This window comes from Colwellia sp. NW0002-52-1 (genome assembly GCF_057550865.1).
In genome coordinates this window covers 93,222-109,423 of record NZ_BAAJLU010000008.1, presented here as the reverse complement: position 1 = coordinate 109,423, position 16,202 = coordinate 93,222, and the positions used below count along the sequence as shown (strand labels likewise).

Annotated in this window: 11 protein-coding genes; 8 read left to right on the top strand and 3 right to left on the bottom strand. The window is 37.0% G+C overall.

All coding sequences use genetic code 11. The annotated features are described in order from the left end of the window. Positions 1-36 precede the first annotated feature (36 nt). Together rlmA and xthA are read right to left on the bottom strand one after the other, a co-directional pair. Positions 37-858 (bottom strand): 23S rRNA (guanine(745)-N(1))-methyltransferase, encoded by an 822-nt coding sequence (rlmA, locus tag AC27H3_RS10025; protein ID WP_487105867.1) that lies wholly within the window; start codon positions 856-858, stop codon positions 37-39. A gap of 20 nt (positions 859-878) precedes the next feature. Continuing rightward, the gene (xthA, locus tag AC27H3_RS10020; RefSeq protein WP_487105865.1) at positions 879-1,688 is read right to left on the bottom strand and encodes an exodeoxyribonuclease III; all 810 of its coding nucleotides are present in this window, start codon (positions 1,686-1,688) and stop codon (positions 879-881) included. Between the two features lie 473 nt (positions 1,689-2,161). Between xthA and AC27H3_RS10015 the strand changes: the two genes are divergently transcribed. From AC27H3_RS10015 to AC27H3_RS09980, 8 genes are all read left to right on the top strand, one after another. Then, positions 2,162-3,790 (top strand): TldD/PmbA family protein, encoded by a 1,629-nt coding sequence (locus AC27H3_RS10015; protein WP_487105863.1) that lies wholly within the window; start codon positions 2,162-2,164, stop codon positions 3,788-3,790. Positions 3,791-3,841: 51 nt separating this feature from the next. Beyond that, positions 3,842-5,209: a TldD/PmbA family protein gene (locus AC27H3_RS10010; protein WP_487105861.1), complete on the top strand. Its 1,368-nt coding sequence runs from the start codon at positions 3,842-3,844 to the stop codon at positions 5,207-5,209. 96 nt (positions 5,210-5,305) lie between these two features. Continuing rightward, positions 5,306-6,007 (top strand): DUF4159 domain-containing protein, encoded by a 702-nt coding sequence (locus AC27H3_RS10005; RefSeq protein WP_487105859.1) that lies wholly within the window; start codon positions 5,306-5,308, stop codon positions 6,005-6,007. A gap of 29 nt (positions 6,008-6,036) precedes the next feature. Then, positions 6,037-7,071, top strand: a complete 1,035-nt coding sequence (locus tag AC27H3_RS10000) for an AAA family ATPase (protein ID WP_487105857.1) — start codon at positions 6,037-6,039, stop codon at positions 7,069-7,071. A gap of 13 nt (positions 7,072-7,084) precedes the next feature. Beyond that, the gene (locus tag AC27H3_RS09995; RefSeq protein WP_487105855.1) at positions 7,085-8,008 is read left to right on the top strand and encodes a DUF58 domain-containing protein; all 924 of its coding nucleotides are present in this window, start codon (positions 7,085-7,087) and stop codon (positions 8,006-8,008) included. Further along, a complete protein-coding gene (locus tag AC27H3_RS09990; protein WP_487105853.1) occupies positions 8,005-9,705 on the top strand; it encodes a BatA domain-containing protein in 1,701 nt (566 codons plus the stop codon). Before AC27H3_RS09995 ends, AC27H3_RS09990 begins: the two co-directional genes overlap by 4 nt. Beyond that, on the top strand, positions 9,705-12,311 hold the full coding sequence (locus AC27H3_RS09985) for an Ig-like domain-containing protein (protein ID WP_487105851.1): 2,607 nt from the start codon (positions 9,705-9,707) through the stop codon (positions 12,309-12,311). Before AC27H3_RS09990 ends, AC27H3_RS09985 begins: the two co-directional genes overlap by 1 nt. Then, positions 12,311-14,563: a hypothetical protein gene (locus AC27H3_RS09980; protein WP_487105849.1), complete on the top strand. Its 2,253-nt coding sequence runs from the start codon at positions 12,311-12,313 to the stop codon at positions 14,561-14,563. Before AC27H3_RS09985 ends, AC27H3_RS09980 begins: the two co-directional genes overlap by 1 nt. 193 nt (positions 14,564-14,756) lie before the next feature. Here AC27H3_RS09980 and AC27H3_RS09975 read toward each other — a convergent pair whose 3' ends face one another. Next, positions 14,757-16,016: an MFS transporter gene (locus tag AC27H3_RS09975; protein ID WP_487105848.1), complete on the bottom strand. Its 1,260-nt coding sequence runs from the start codon at positions 16,014-16,016 to the stop codon at positions 14,757-14,759. Positions 16,017-16,202: the final 186 nt, after the last annotated feature.

The window sequence follows — 16,202 nt, the reverse complement described above, 5'->3', positions numbered from 1 at the left end:
AACGAAGCGATATGTCATGAACGTATCGCTTTTTTATTATGACTTTTGGTAAAGACGAATGAGGAAGTCAGCCTGACAAGTAAAGTTGTCTTGATTTAACAAGTTTTGCTTAACTTCTTCACTGGCCTTAAATGCAAAAGGGGTCATCGACAATAAATTTAAGGTGTCTTGTCCCGACTTTAACTGCATTTGATAAGAAACATTTTCTTGATGTACAAGTGATAAATTTTCAATGGGTAACTTTTCCACATCATGCTCTTTAGCGTCATCATAAATACACTGTTTTAATTGCATTAAATGTTGCTTAGCCGGAGTTACGGTTAACAAAAAACCACCTGGTGATAATACACGGGTAAATTCTTTTTCTAGTATTGGCGCATAAACCGATACTATCCAAGAAAATAGGCTCTCTGCAAAAGGCAGTTTTGATAACGTTGCGACACTAAAGTGACACTGTTGATATTTTTTACCGGCTTTTTTTATGGCTTCTTTGGCAATATCGACACCGTAAACGCTATTTTGGTCATTTTTATGCTGATGAGTATAGAATCCTTCACCACAACCTGCATCGAGAACCATGGTGGCTTTATCGCTATTAGCTGTTACTTTTTCATTATATAAAGCTAACAGTCTGTTCATCAGAGGTTGATAATAACCTTGCTCTAAAAAGGCACGACGAGCATTAACCATTGCTTTATTATCACCCGGGTTTTTAGAATGCTTAAACTGAACTGGCAATAAATTTAAATAGTTTTCTTTGGCAAGATCAAAGCTATGGTTGTTTTCACAGCGAAATACCCCTACTTGATCGAGCAAGGGTAAACTACACAAAGGGCAAGCATAATACGTGGGAGTCATAGATATCATTATTTATAATTTTATTTGCTAAAAGTAGACCAAATAGGGGCATGATCAGAAGGCTTTTCTATACCTCGTAATTCATAATCCACATCTGACTCTACACAGCGCTTTGCAAGTTTTTCGGTAGCAAGTACCACATCAATACGAAGTCCACGGTTATCGTCAAAGCCACGTGAGCGATAATCAAACCACGAATAGCGTTCTTCTCTTGTTGGATGTAGTGCTCTAAAAGTATCAGTAAATCCCCAGTTCATCAGGGTAGCTAACCATTCTCTTTCTTCTGGCTGAAAACTACATTTACCGGTTTTAAGCCAACGTTTTTTATTTGGCTCACCAATACCTATATCTAAATCGGTAGGAGAAATATTAATATCTCCCATTACAACAATATTTTCATCAGGGGTATGATTTTCATTTAAATATTGCATTAAATCTTTGTAAAACTGTCGCTTATAAGGGTACTTTGTTTCATGGGCAATATTATCACCTTGAGGGAAGTAACCATTTAATACCGTGACTTTCTCGCCGTTTTCATCGGTCGTTTGTACCATGATCATACGCTTTTGAGCTTCATCATCGTCAGTTGGAAAACCTTTAGTAACAACGTCTGCAGGTTTTTTACACAGCATAGCAACACCGTAGTGCGCCTTTTGGCCATGAAAATAAACCTGATAACCCATAGCTTCAACATCAGCTAGCGGAAAAACCTCATCATGAACCTTAATTTCCTGTAGGCCAATAATATCAGGTTGATGTTTGTCGATAATCGCCTGCAATTGATGTAAACGTGCACGTAGACCATTAATATTAAAAGAGATGATTTTCATTTTGAAACTCGATAATTATTTTTCGCTTATGCTACCAGAACTTGCCTATTAGCAGTAGTCATATTGAGTTGAAATTTAGTGAAAACTCGGCATTAGAAATAGCTTCAATGGATATTTATGCTTATCAGATAATACCAGTACGCTTGTCTTCTGAGTTTGCCAAAAAAAGGTTTAAATATTGTTACGCTGAAATTCCCTTTAAATGAATTATGTAAACTGATAATGAGCTTACTTTTTTGGCCGTAAATATTTTGTAACTTAATTGTTAATAAATATCGTCGTATATTGTTTTAACCGCTTTTATCGAATCAAACATTACGCTATATTTGATGGATGTTATTTATCCGCTTGAAGCTTTTCTACTCATGTTGGTACGAGTTGTTTCTTTTAAGTGTGTTTGGGATTTTTTGTAGCTAGTTTAAAAAACATAAAATATAACAAGAAGTTAAAATAAAAACAAAGAGGGATTGGAAATGCAAAGACGTGATTTTATTAAACTTACCGGCGTTGGTGCTGGTGGGTTAATGTTGCCGATGTCAGGCTTCGCGGTATCAGCAGATCAATTGTTAGATAAACCCATGGATGTCGCTTATAAGAAAAAACTAGCTGATATTGCCTTAAACGCCGCAAAAGCAAAGGGCGCTTCTTATGCTGATGCGCGTATTGGACGTTACCTTAATCAGTTTGTTACCACACAAGAAACACGCGTAGACAATATCGTTAATACGGAATCTGCCGGTATTGGTATTCGAGTTATTGCTAATGGCACTTGGGGCTTTGCTTCCACGTCGAATATGACACCAGACAGTATTGCTAAAACTGCCGAAAAAGCGGTAGCTGTTGCAATGGCAAATTCTAAATTTCAAACGGTTCCCGTACAACTTGCACCAGTAAAAGGCGTTGGCGATGTTAGTTGGAATACGCCCATTAAAAAGAATGCGCTAGAAATTCCTATTAAAGATAAAGTAGATTTATTGTTGTCGGTAAACGATGCGGCTATGTCTAATGGTGCTAATTACATTACCTCGGTTTTATTTTTAGTGAACGAACAAAAATATTTTGCCTCTACTGACGGTTCATATATTGATCAAGATGTACATCGCTTGTGGGCACCATTTTTTGCAACCGCAGTGGGTAAAGAAGGCTTTAAGCAACGTACTGGCTTGGGCAACCCTGTTGGTATGGGCTTTGAATATTTAGATGGTAAAGAAGAAGACAAAATTCGTATTTCGGGCGCTAACGTTGGTTATAAAAACTCTTACGATATAGTAGAAGATGCGGTTGCTGCGGGTAAACAGTTACAAGCTAAATTAAAAGCAAAATCGGTTGAGCCAGGTAAATATGACTTAGTACTAGACCCAGCCCACTTAATGTTAACTATTCATGAGTCGGTAGGGCATCCTTTAGAGCTTGACCGTGTATTGGGTTATGAAGCTAATTTTGCCGGTACGAGCTTTGCGACTTTAGATAAGTGGAAGAGTGGCAAGTTTAATTACGGTTCAGATATCGTTAACTTATTTGCTGATAAAACCCAGCCTTATTCATTAGGTAATGTGGGTTATGATGACGAAGGTGTTAAAACTAAAGAGTGGGATTTAGTTAAAAAAGGTACGTTAGTTAATTACCAAGCAATTCGTGACCAAGTGCATATGATCGATCAAAAAGAATCGCATGGCTGTTGTTATTCACAAAGCTGGCGAGATGTGCAATTTCAACGTATGCCTAATGTTTCTTTAAAACCTAATGATAAAGATATATCGGCTGATGATGTTATCAAAGATGTTGAAAATGGAATTTATATTGCTGGTCGAGGCTCATTTTCGATTGACCAACAACGTTATAACTTTCAATTTGGCGGGCAATTATTTTTTGAAATTAAGAACGGTAAAATTACTGAGCAGATTGAAGATGTGGCTTATCAATCAAACACCCAACAGTTTTGGAATAGCTGTACACAAATGGCGGGTAAATCTGACTATCGCATAGGCGGGTCATTTTTTGATGGTAAAGGCCAACCTTCACAAGTTAGTGCGGTTTCACACGGTTGTCCAACCACACGTTTTAACAATATCAACGTGATCAATACCGCTCGTAAAGTTTAATTTTACTGATATTTGACGATAAAAATAAAGTATAAAAGGAAGCATAGCGTCATGACAATATTAACAGAACAACACGCGAAAGCGTTATTAGAAAAAGTACTTTCATTTTCAAAAGCTGACGAATGTGAGTGTAATTTAGGTGGTGAAGTTGGCGGCAATATTCGAACCGCACGTAATACCGTTTCAACTGCTGGCGAGCAAAGCGATTTAACTTTGTCTGTGCAGTCTACTTTTGGTAAGAAAACGGGTGTTGCCACGATCAATGAATTTGACGACGCCTCATTAATGAAAGTGGTTAAACGTTCAGAAGAGTTAGCAAAGTTAGCGCCTGAAAATCCAGAAAGCATGCCACTGTTTAGTAAGCAAAAATATGAGGCACCCAAAAGCGCATTTGACTCAACAACCAACATAACCCCTGATGACCGAGCGTTAGCTGCAGAAAATAGTATTAAGCCATCTAAAGAAAATAAACTGGTTTCTTCGGGATTTTTACAAGATGCGACAACATTTATTGCGATTATGAATAATAAAGGTTTGTTCGCTTATAATAAGTCTACTAATGTCGACTTCACCGTAACTATTAGAACTGAAGACGGTAAAGGCTCTGGCTGGGTTACTCGTGATTATAGTGACTTTAAAAAGTTGAACACGAAAACAGCGTCACAAGTTGCCATTGAAAAATCTATTGGTTCTTCTGGCGCCAAAGAGTTAGAACCGGGCAAATATACGGTTATATTAGAACCTGCTGCTAGCGTGCAATTATTAAATAATATGTTTGGTAGTATGAATCAGCGAACCGCTGATGAAGGTCGTAGCTTTTTAAGTAAACAGCAAGAAGAAGGTAAAGAAGGCGGACCAACCAATAAGTTAGGCGAAAAGCTGTTTGATGAACGTGTTCATATTTATTCAGATCCTATGCACCCTGAAGCACCAACGGCACCTTTTGCAGGTGACGGACATCGCGTTACAAAAACCGATTGGATCAAAGATGGCAAAATAGTCAATATGCCTAATTCTCCTTATTGGGCTAGCAAAACTGGCGTGGAATATACCCCAACAGCATATGCTGGTTCTGGTTTATTTGGCGGGCCTTCACAAATTATTATGGCAGGTGGTAGTGATAGTCTTGAAGATATGATCAAAGACACTCGTCGTGGCATTATTGTTACTCGTCTTTGGTATATTAGGCCGTTAGATCCACAAACCTTGCTGTATACCGGCTTAACGCGCGACGGCACTTTTTATATTGAGAACGGTAAAATTAAGTTTCCAATTAAAAACTTCCGTTTTAATGAAAGCCCAATTGTTATGTTAAATAATATCGAAGCATTAGGTAAACCCCAACGTGTTAATGGCAGTATGATACCGCCGATGAAAATACGTGACTTTACCTTCAGCAGTTTGTCTGACGCTGTTTAGTGATAAGCTGTTTAGTGATAATACAGGAGCAAAAATAAGAAGGTTAGTAAGGGTAAATCAATCATCATTGTTTACCCTTAATTTTCTTGAGTTTATATGAATCGACGTAACTTTATCCGTACTCTGTCACTATTTACGGTAGGTACCTGTGCCATACCGTTTTTACAATTGAGTGCCCAAGAGCAAATTGACTTCTTTTTTACACGCTTGAGCTATGAATCAGGTGATTGGGAAGTTGACGAAAGAATGCCTGCCAATGTCTTGAACTCATTAATAGAATACACCAGTTTACGCGTGGATATTAAAGAGCGAATCATTCCTTTATCTGATCCACAAATGCTGACGGCACCATTTTGCTATTTAGCAGGGCATCGCTTAGTGCAATTTAATCGCGAAGAAAAACAAAACTTCCAACAATATGTTGAAAACGGTGGCTTTGTTTTTGTTGATGACTGTAACCATGATATAGATGGTATGTTTGCACGCAGCTTTGAGCGACAAATGCGTGAAATTTTTGGTGAAGGTGCATTAAAAAAAATTCCCAATGACCACGCTATATATTCTTCATTTTTTAAGTTTGAAGGCCCACCAAGAACGTCAATAGAACTTAATGGTTGGGGTGATAATTTAGTACATAACTATTTAAAAGCCATAGAAATCGATGGTCGAATTGCGGTGTTATATAGTAATAAAGACTTAGGTTGTGAATGGGATTATGATTTTAGAAATAAACGTTGGTTAAAGGAAGATAATACCCGCTTCGCTGTCAATATTGTTATGTACGCTATGAATAGCTAAAGATTAAAAATTTATAAAATGGAATATACATGCAAGAGCAACAGATAACCGAATTACTGGGCAAGCTTAATCAAGTTAGTGACGAAATAGCCAAAGTTATTGTGGGTCAACAAGACGTTATTGATGAACTATTAATTAGTATATTAGCTGGCGGACATTGTTTATTAGAAGGTGTGCCAGGATTAGCGAAAACCTTAATGGTAAGTTCGTTAGCACAAACATTAGCCTTGAACTTTAATCGTGTGCAATTTACGCCAGATTTAATGCCTAGCGATATTGTCGGTACTGAAATATTAGAAACCGATCATGAAAGTGGCGAACGTTTTTTTAAATTTCAAAAAGGTCCGGTATTTACCCAAATTTTATTGGCTGATGAAATAAACCGTACGCCGCCTAAAACCCAAGCTGCATTATTAGAAGCGATGCAAGAGCGTCGAATAAGTTATGCCGGTACAAGTTATGACTTACCCAAACCATTTTTTGTTTTAGCCACTCAAAACCCGGTTGAACAAGCAGGCACTTATCCTTTACCTGAAGCACAGTTAGACCGATTTTTAATGTTTGTACGTGTTGGCTACCCAACAGAGCAAGAAGAAATTGAAATTCTAAAACGTACAACGGGTAGACGTCACTCCGAATTAACCCAAGTACTAACAGGTGATGATATTATTGCCTTACAAGCGCTTGTTCGAAATGTCACTGTCTCAGATGAGTTATTGGCTTATGCAGCAAACTTGGCTCGTTCGACAAGGCCTGCAGCTGCTAACGAGCTTAACGATAAAGAGGCAAAGCAATCACAAGATTACTGCCCAAGTGTTGTAGAGCATGTGCGTTGGGGAGCAGGACCAAGAGCCGGACAAGCTTTAATATTATGTGCAAAAGCAAAAGCCTTAATGGCAGGTCGATATGCAATTTCGCTGGCCGATATTCAGTTTGTTGCCCCGGCAGTATTACGGCATCGAATTTTAGTGAATTTTCAAGCGGAGGCCTTAAACATTACGCCTGATATGGTCATTGAAGACTTATTAGCTTTTGTACGTTTGCCAAACAGTCCATTGCAGTAAGCAGGTAATACACGTGCAAAAGCCTTATTTTGATGCCAAAACCTTATTACGCGTTAAAGATTTACCGTTAGCGATTAAAGCCTTAGCGCAAGGTTTTTTACACGGCAACCATGCCAGTATGCAACGAGGTGTTGGTATCGAATTTAGCCAGTTCCGAGCTTATGAGCCTGGCGATGAACTAAGCAAAATAGATTGGAAACTATTTGCTCGTTCAGATAAATATTTTGTTCGAGAAGCAGAACGAGAAAGTAATATCAATGTTTGGTTAGTCGTTGATTGCAGTGAGTCTATGCTGCAACAATCTGCTCAAGGCGAGAATAAAGCTTCAACAATAGGGCAATGGAATAAAATAACTTATGCGCAATACTTAGCTGCATCTATTGCCTATTTAGCACAAAAACAAGGTGATTCGGTTGGTTTGTTAACATTGGGCGCAGCTGAGCAAAAACAAATACCCGCCTTGTCAGGCGAACGTCATTGGCAAAAAATATTACATGCCTTAACGCAATCAAAGGTCAGTGGGGGTGTGCCCAATGCACAAGCGATTTTAACTCACCTTGAGGCTGTACGTAAAAATGGCTTAGTGATCATTATTAGTGACTTTCATCAGGTAAATGCAGAGTTACTCGAGATAGCCTCAAAACTCAGTAATAAACAAACCGATGTGGTTGCTTTTCACTTAGACAGCGATGATGAAATTAACTTCCCTTATCAGGGGCTCGTTAATTTTCAAGACTTAGAAACTCATCAGTACCGTCAAGTATCAGCGAAAGAAGTGCGGGCGGGATACTTTAAAAACAAACAGCGCTTGAACGATGCACTGAAGGTGAAATTAGCCCAACAAAACATCCAATATTTTCACGCAAATATCGACCAAGCGTTAGATCAAGCTTTAGTTGATTTCCTCGTTATCAGGCATAAAGGTAATCGCAGGTGAGTTTAAATTTCTTTGCTTCGTTTGTCGTGCAGAACCCATGGGGTTTTATTGCATTATTAGGCTTAGTTGTGCCAATAGTGTTGCACTTGATCAGTAAAAGCCAACCAATACAGATTAAGTTTTCTAATATTGCACTAATCGACACTCAACAGCCGAAAAGTATGAGAAAGGTGCGTTTAACCGAATTCTGGTTATTGTTATTACGACTGTTATTATTGCTGTTTTCTATATTACTGTTAGCACAACTATTTTTAACTAAACCTTTGATTAAAAATGAAGAAATTTATCTTGTGAGTGCTGATTGGTTAAATCAAAGTTCAACGACACAGCGACAACAGTTAATCGAACAGGCGCTAAAGCAACCCATTTATCTTTTAAACCGTAAAACTAAATTAATAACTGATAATGAAATATTACAATGGCAGCCAAAGCCCAATGTTCAAACGCAAAATATCCTTCAAACTGAAAATATACTTAAAAACCTGGTATCGTTTAGTGAATTATTAGCACCAGAAACCGACATTAAATTTTTTGTTACTGATCGTGCTGCGCAATATAAATTATCGCAACAAGGGGGCCAATATAATATTAATAACACCCTTGAATGGCATATTCTTAATACGAGTTATCAAGCCGACGCACAATATGTTGATGCAATGAATGTGGTGTTGATTTACGATCAAGATCGTTTCGAAGATGTTAAATATATTCAGAAAGCCTTTGCATTAATTAAACAAGAAACGGCAGCACAATTATCTGTTAGCTACTTTAGCCACAACAGCCTTGAAAAATCAGAGCCGTATCAACAAGCAATGAATAATAAGCCTAACTGGATATTTTATTTAAGCAGCCAAAAACTTAATCATAAAATAATGCAGGCGTTATCGACAGGCACAAACCTTTTTGTTGATGCACAAAATCCGCAAGAGAACTCATTATTGAGTACTGCTAGCGAAATCAATAATAACTCAACTTTGCTAGGTACCGAGGCTAGGTTTTATCAACGCGCTTTGCCGTTAGATGTTACAAAACAATTAAGTCCAAAGCCTACAAGTGTATATAAAGAAACACTTTGGCAGCTTAATCAACCCGATGGCGCTAGCGCTGATATGTTAACGAAAACGACTCATTCTTATCAAAGTAGAAGCACCGAAAATAGTGCTAAAGAAAGCACAGTTAACGAAAGTAATGCTCATGAAAGTACAGTTAACGAAAGTAATGTTTACCAGCTGTATTCAAGGTTTTCAGCGTCTTGGAGTAACTTAATAGTATCAAAACAATTTCCGTTGTTATTACAATCAATACTATTTCAGCAATGGCAAATTAACAGGTTTGTTGATCAGCAAACATTAACACATACACAAATAACTCAATTAGTTTCTAGCAATGAAGATCGAGTTTTAGATGAGCATGAAACGGTGAGTTTTGAAGATAAAGCTAAAAATAACAGTGTTACTCCACGTTTAAAAAGTGCTGAAGATATAATCGTTAAACAACAAAGTAATGAAAATTATTGGACTGAATTCTTATCGCTACTGATTATTATATTATTGAGCCTTGAGCGAATAGCTAGTGAGTATTATCGTAGAAGAAACCGCAGCAAAACATCAACATTAGCTTTTGATGGTGCTAGTAACATTGATAATATCAAAACTTATAGTACATCAACCGTATCTCCTACTAAGGTTGATGTTTAATGTTGAATAACATGCTAGATAAAAACAATCCGGCGCTTAAAAGCGATATTAAGAATGATCAACAACTAACTCTTAGCTCGCTAGATCAAATACTACAACAATGGCGACGTAAGCACCTGCAGCAGCATTTGTTATTATTTTTGCCGCTTTGGTTAATTGTGTTAGTGGTGTTTTCATTTTGCCTTTCTTTAAGCGGTTTAAATATAGTTGGTGATGTTGCTGCTAATGTTGTTGGTAATATTACTGAAAATGAGCTTGCGGTAGCTGGCGTGATGTTATTTATTTTCGGCATAATGACTAAGCTGGTGTTAATAAAGCGTAGTAAAAATTATCATAACATTACATTGAAAAACCTGATCGCTCATCTAAATAGTCGCTTTGAATCACTCGAACAAAGTGCTCAATTGCTATTACTAGAACAAGATAAACTGTCTAATTTAGAGAAACTACAACAGAGCAAAGTGTTAGTCCGTTTAAATGATATTCTACAACAATCTCAAATAAATAATGCTGAAATTACACCTGAATTTGACAAGAGAAAATTCATCTTTCGCAATGTATCACTGTTTTTTTCGCTCATAATTTTTTTGATTTTCACTCAGTTCAACTTAATTGATAAAGCGTTATTTTTGCTGGGTTCTGCAGATAACAACATTCATGAAATTTACGATAAAAACCAAAACCAAAACCAAAACCAAAACGAACAAAATAATACGGTTGTTCAGCTATTATCTACAAACGTTACTGTAACGCCACCAAGCTATAGCGTAGCAGAAGGGCAGCCAACTGAATTTACCTCTCAGGCGTTAGATGTTGATACGTTAGTGGGCAGTAAAGTGCGCTGGCAGTTAACAATCTCTGAACAAAGCGCAAACGTCTTTCTGATTTTTTCTAATGGCGAGCAGCATCAATTAATTATACAAACTGATGGTACATTTCAGGTTGAATTAACACAGCACAAAAGCATGGTTTACCATATCGCAACTAAGGATCAAGCTAGCGAAGTTGTCGAAGCTATTTCAGATGTTTTTCGGATAAACTTAACTCCAGATAACGCGCCAAAAATTCGCTTTATTAATCCTAAAAGTACCATAACCGAGTACGGAAAAAATACAGAGCCTGCACTCTTTGCTGAAGTACAAATATCAGATGACTTTGCACTAACCGATATTCACATAAAGGCTTCAATAGCCAAAGGCTCTGGTGAAGGCGTCAAGTTTAGAGATGAAAACTTTACATTCGACAGCAATACTATGGTTAACGCTAAACAACATTATTACAAAAGGTGGTCGATAGAAGAGCTAGCTATGGAGCCTGGGGACGAACTCTATTTTAGTATTGTTGCAACAGATAATCGTGAACCTGAGCATCAACAGACTCGCTCAGAAACTAAAATTATACGTTGGTTAGACGAAGAGCAAACAGGTATTAATGCTGATGGAATACTGATTGACTTCATGCCTAAATATTTTAAAAGCCAACGACAAATTATTATTGAAACCCTAGCGTTAATTGAAGATAAGCTTGACCTTGATCGCAAAAGCTTTAATCAGAAGTCAGAACTGTTAGGTGTGGCACAAAGTACACTGAAAGAAAAATATGGTCAGTACCTAGGGGATGAAGTTGAGCGGGAGGAAAATGAAGCCACAGAGTCTGATGATAGTCATCATGACAATCATGACAAAGAGCATATTAAACCGAAAATACATATACACGATGAGCTAGGCGGTAGCGCTAATGCTGTTATTTCTGCGAATAAAACGGTAAGCCCTAGTGGCAATTCGGCTCACGAACATGAAAACCACACTACGAAAAATAATAGCCAAGGTTCAGCCCGTATGGAGCTTATTAATAAATACGGACATAACCATGAAGATAGTGATGTTGGGGTAATGACAAGTCAAGATCCGCGAGCCCTAATGAAAAAAAGTTTAGCGAATATGTGGCAGGCCGAGTTGCACTTGATGCTGTCTGAGCCCGAACTGGCTTTACCTTTTGAACAACAAGCACTTAAATTACTAAATTTAGCGAGAAAAGCGGAACGTATTTATGTAAAGCGCCTGGGTTTTGAGCCACCACCGGTAACCGAGCAGCGCCGCTATCAAGGCGAACAAAGCGATATTCTAGCGAACTCGGTGCAAATTTCACGCTTTAAACCTGAGCAATTATCTGATCAAACGCGGCTCGTATTTCGCCAATTCTTGCAACTATTGAATAATGTTAATCAACAGCTTGTAGTTGTCAGTAAGCGACCAAAAACAGTGATACTTCAAAACACTAGCTATGTTGAAAATGAAAGTGAATTGACGAAAAGCGTACCATTATCTGTTGACGAATTAGCGCTTGTTAAACAAGCAAAATTAGCAATAGAAGAACTTATTGACGATCGGCCTGCTTTAGTCGATGTCTTAGTGGTTATTGAGCAAATATTACTGGAACAAAGGTTAAATTTATCACAATGCGAGCAATGTATTAACTTATTAGCAGGTAAAATTGCGCAGTTATTACCAAGCCCAACTTCTAGTCCGAATCGTAAAATACAAGACTTTGAAAACCAACAACCTTTGGTTGAACAATATAGTCAATTTTTAGAGGCTAACTTGTGATGACTTCAGTAACCCACATTGATTTTGGTAGCTTACGTTTAATGGTAAATACACCATTTCATTGGGCAATCATATTTATCGCATTATTAGGCTTTTTGGTCAGCTGTGGCTTAATTTATCGACGCTTTACACATGAAGCTCAAAGCAGTTTAACAACACAAAAAGCCGGTGGATTAAATAAATACACCCATCTTTCATTATTAATACTTGGCAATGTTATTGCTTTTATCAGTGTATTACTGTTTCTTTTACCTTTTCAGGTAAAAGCACCCACATCTACTTATGACGTTTTAATTACTAATGGCTTTAAACAATCATCATATAATGAAGATTTTAATATTATTGGCATTGATAAAAGTAAAATAGATAAGGTGCTAAAGTCTGCTAATCGTATCTGGTTACTAACAACGCCATCAGAAAAATCTAAAGATAATCAATTATTAAAAAAGTGGCTAGCTCATAATTATCAAGATAAGGTAGTGGTAATTACTGCCATTGAAGAGCTTGTCGATATTTGGTCGCTAAGTAAGCTAACTTATTCAAATACCGATATAGAAAATTATACCATACCCACCTTATTGCAAGTTTTTGGTGATGGTCTAAGTAAAATACAGTGGCAACAATTAAATGCCTTTAACCAGTTGCATGCGAATAAACTCGACACAACAGACTTAATTACAAAAATTCCTAACGTTGAAGCTTCAAAACCGTTAAACATAAGTACACCTGCACAAAACCCTATTAAATTTACCTTCTATAAAAGTAAACCAATAACCGGTTTAAGTTTTTTACAGTGGCCGAAACAGTTGATTTTAGGACAATCATTAACAGTAACAGGGCGCTTTCAGCATCTATTAGATAGTAATACTAAGTTCGAGCTGAGCTTAGTAAGTAATGGGCGTATTCAAGATAGTGTGATCGTGCAGAGTAATCATACTTTTTCATTAAGTTCGACGAGCAAGATAACAGGTTTATTTAATTATCAACTGGTACTGCAAGAGTTACCGAAAAACGATATAAACAAGCTTGTAGCTGTTAATGTAAAAAATAGCAATAAACGCCTAATAAACATAAATGAAGATATTGCTTTTAGCGTTATAAATGGCAACCAACCAAGGGTGTTAATAAAACAATCAGCACCGTCTTTTGAAACAAGACGCTTGAAACAATGGCTTAGTGAAACGGGCAGTGAAGTTACGGTTATTAGTCAAATAAGTAAAAGTAAATGGTCGCAACAGCGAGTGAATACTTCCCAAGAAATAAATAAAGCTCAACCAACCGAATTAACTAAAGCAATACTTGATAATTATGATCTTTTGATAGTGGATAGCAGAATGTTGTTAGCATTAAAAGAAAGCGAACTTGATGCGCTTTATCAGGCTATAAAACAAGGGCTAGGACTATTAATTAATGCCGATGGTGCTTTGCTATCAACTGAAAATAATAACTGGGACAAATTAAGTAAACTGTTACGATTTTTTCAATTAACGCCAATTGACCCGTCTCTTAATCAGGTTGCAGCTAACTGGCCTAATCAACCTTCCTTAGCAAAGGGCGAAGTTATTTCACCGCAAGCAATTACAATAAATATGAATGTTAAACAGGGCCAATCGCTGGTGGAGTCAGCAACTGGCCAAGCTTTAGTCGTGAAGCAACCCTTAGGTTTAGGAGCTGTTTCACTCACGACATTAAACGAGACATATCAATGGTCGTCGCAAATTACACCAGCGTACTATAGCGCTTATTGGCAGTACTTATTATTGAACCTATCGCGTGCGGAAAATAATACCCGCTGGTTAATTCCATCGCCAAAGTCTGTTGCTAAAGTAAAAAACTTTGAAAATATTTGTTTAATATCTTCACTAGAAAAACTTGATGTTCCGAACATGAAACTAACGACATATCCGCTTTCAACACATAAGCAATGTGGCCAGTTTATAGCCGCTATTAAAGGTTGGCACTCTTTTAAAGTATTGAATGATAAACAAGCCATTCTTAGTGAACAACATCGTTATTATTATAGCGAAAGAGACTTTCCAGCTTGGCAGCAAGCTATTAAGCATCAAGCTAGTGAACATCAATTAGAGTCGGGGGATTTGAACAATATTATTCCTTCGAATGTTGTAGCGTTGGAAAGTAAAACCGCTCACTTATCTTCTGCATATCAGCCAGTAAATAAATTTTTATTATGGTTAATTATGTTTATATCGCTAATCGTATTATGGATTGAACAAAAATGGCGAAGTAGTTAGGCACTTCAGTTAAGCACTTCAGTTATATACTTTAATTATGTACTTTTAATTTATATCGAAACATGAGTCCGAAAGGACTAGCCCGAAGCAATAACCTACAAGCAAAGCTAATACTATGCAATTTATACAAAACAGTGTTTAGCGCTTTTAGCTTCATATGGGCTAAGGTTAGACGTATGTCCATGCATTATCATTATCGAATATCTTCCTGACTAAAGTGAAAGTCAACCGAGGCAATAATAAGTAACACAGCGCCAAATAAGATCGCCCAATGCGCACCCAGCAACGCTAGCACACTACCAATAAGCGCCATCAGCACATTTGCTAGACTAAAAGTTGTGGTTATTAGCCCCATCAGTTGACCTTGCTCAATATCGGCATATTGCTCAGAAATATAAACCGGTAATAAGCCATTAAATATGGCGATTGAAATACCGGTTATGGCATAAACTGGCCATAGGCTAGATAAAGATAGCACCATATGTAAACCTAAAAGCAATGCCAGTGATAGCATACCGAATATTGCACCAAACTTAAGACCCATAATTAACTTTAACTTTTTAACAAAAAAAACACTGGTTATTGTCATAAAAAAGGTTAATACAACGGTAATATATCCAATATTAAGGCTAGAAAAATTAAAGTTCTCAACTAACCAAACTGGATAAAATTCATAATAAGCATTAAGACCTAGAGTCGCCAATAAATAAATTAAAAATATGCGTCTAATCTTAGTATTAGCGAGTAAAGCAAATGAGTTTTGTTTACTAAAAAGCTGAGAAAATTTAACCTGAGTTTTATTGAGGTTAGTTTTGTCGGGCTGTAAAACCAAGGTGACACTGAACAGCGCTATGACTAGAGCTAAGGCCGCAAAATAAAAAACAGTATCTAAACCATATATTGCCAGCAAACCTCCTGCTAAAGGACCTAACAACCAACCAATATAACCTGTAGCATTAACCAAATTAAATGTATGGGTTTTATCTAGCGTAGGCGACAAATCTATCGCAATAGCTTTTGCGATACTGATGTTTCCGGAAAATACGCCAGTAATAAAACGAGCGAAGATTAACAATAAAAAGCTTTCAGCCATCACGGCTAATGCTGAGAGTACATAACCCACAACCGTTAACATTAATGTAATAATTAAAGTTTTCTTTCGACCATAAACCCCTGAAGCGGCACCCAACACTGAGCTACCTAAAATAACCCCTAATGGATAGATTGCTAATATTATGCCTAACAAAATTTTGCTGGGTAAATCTGCAAAGGTAGTGAGAGGACTAATTTCATTTAAAAAAATAGGTGCTAACACAGGATAAGGTAGGGCGATACCGGCGCAACTGAAAAGCACAACAAGCATGACAGAAAATAGCGTTTTTTTGGCTACTAATGTTTCGGCGTTAGAGGTACTCTCTGTCGACTTTTGTGCTTGGGGTAAGTGAATTGTCATAGCGTACTTAACAGCAATTATTAACATAGATTTGTTCGAACATAATAAATGTCATTAGTAATTAAGTAAACTTCACTCAAAAGTATAATGAATATAACTTGAGAGTTTATTTTATTAAAAACCATTTAAAATCAGGTGGTTGGAAAAGTGTAATTAAGTGTTAACTCGCGGTAATAAGTTGTACTA

Excerpts from the sequence above, each read along its gene's own strand:
- AC27H3_RS09985 (WP_487105851.1), top strand. The coding sequence starts at position 9,705 with ATGTTGAATAACATGCTAGATAAAAACAATCCGGCGCTTAAAAGCGAT.
- AC27H3_RS10010 (WP_487105861.1), top strand. The coding sequence starts at position 3,842 with ATGACAATATTAACAGAACAACACGCGAAAGCGTTATTAGAAAAAGTA.
- AC27H3_RS10015 (WP_487105863.1), top strand. The coding sequence starts at position 2,162 with ATGCAAAGACGTGATTTTATTAAACTTACCGGCGTTGGTGCTGGTGGG.
- AC27H3_RS09975 (WP_487105848.1), bottom strand. The coding sequence starts at position 16,016 with ATGACAATTCACTTACCCCAAGCACAAAAGTCGACAGAGAGTACCTCT.
- AC27H3_RS09980 (WP_487105849.1), top strand. The coding sequence starts at position 12,311 with ATGACTTCAGTAACCCACATTGATTTTGGTAGCTTACGTTTAATGGTA.
- AC27H3_RS10000 (WP_487105857.1), top strand. The coding sequence starts at position 6,037 with ATGCAAGAGCAACAGATAACCGAATTACTGGGCAAGCTTAATCAAGTT.
- xthA (WP_487105865.1), bottom strand. The coding sequence starts at position 1,688 with ATGAAAATCATCTCTTTTAATATTAATGGTCTACGTGCACGTTTACAT.
- rlmA (WP_487105867.1), bottom strand. The coding sequence starts at position 858 with ATGACTCCCACGTATTATGCTTGCCCTTTGTGTAGTTTACCCTTGCTC.
- AC27H3_RS10005 (WP_487105859.1), top strand. The coding sequence starts at position 5,306 with ATGAATCGACGTAACTTTATCCGTACTCTGTCACTATTTACGGTAGGT.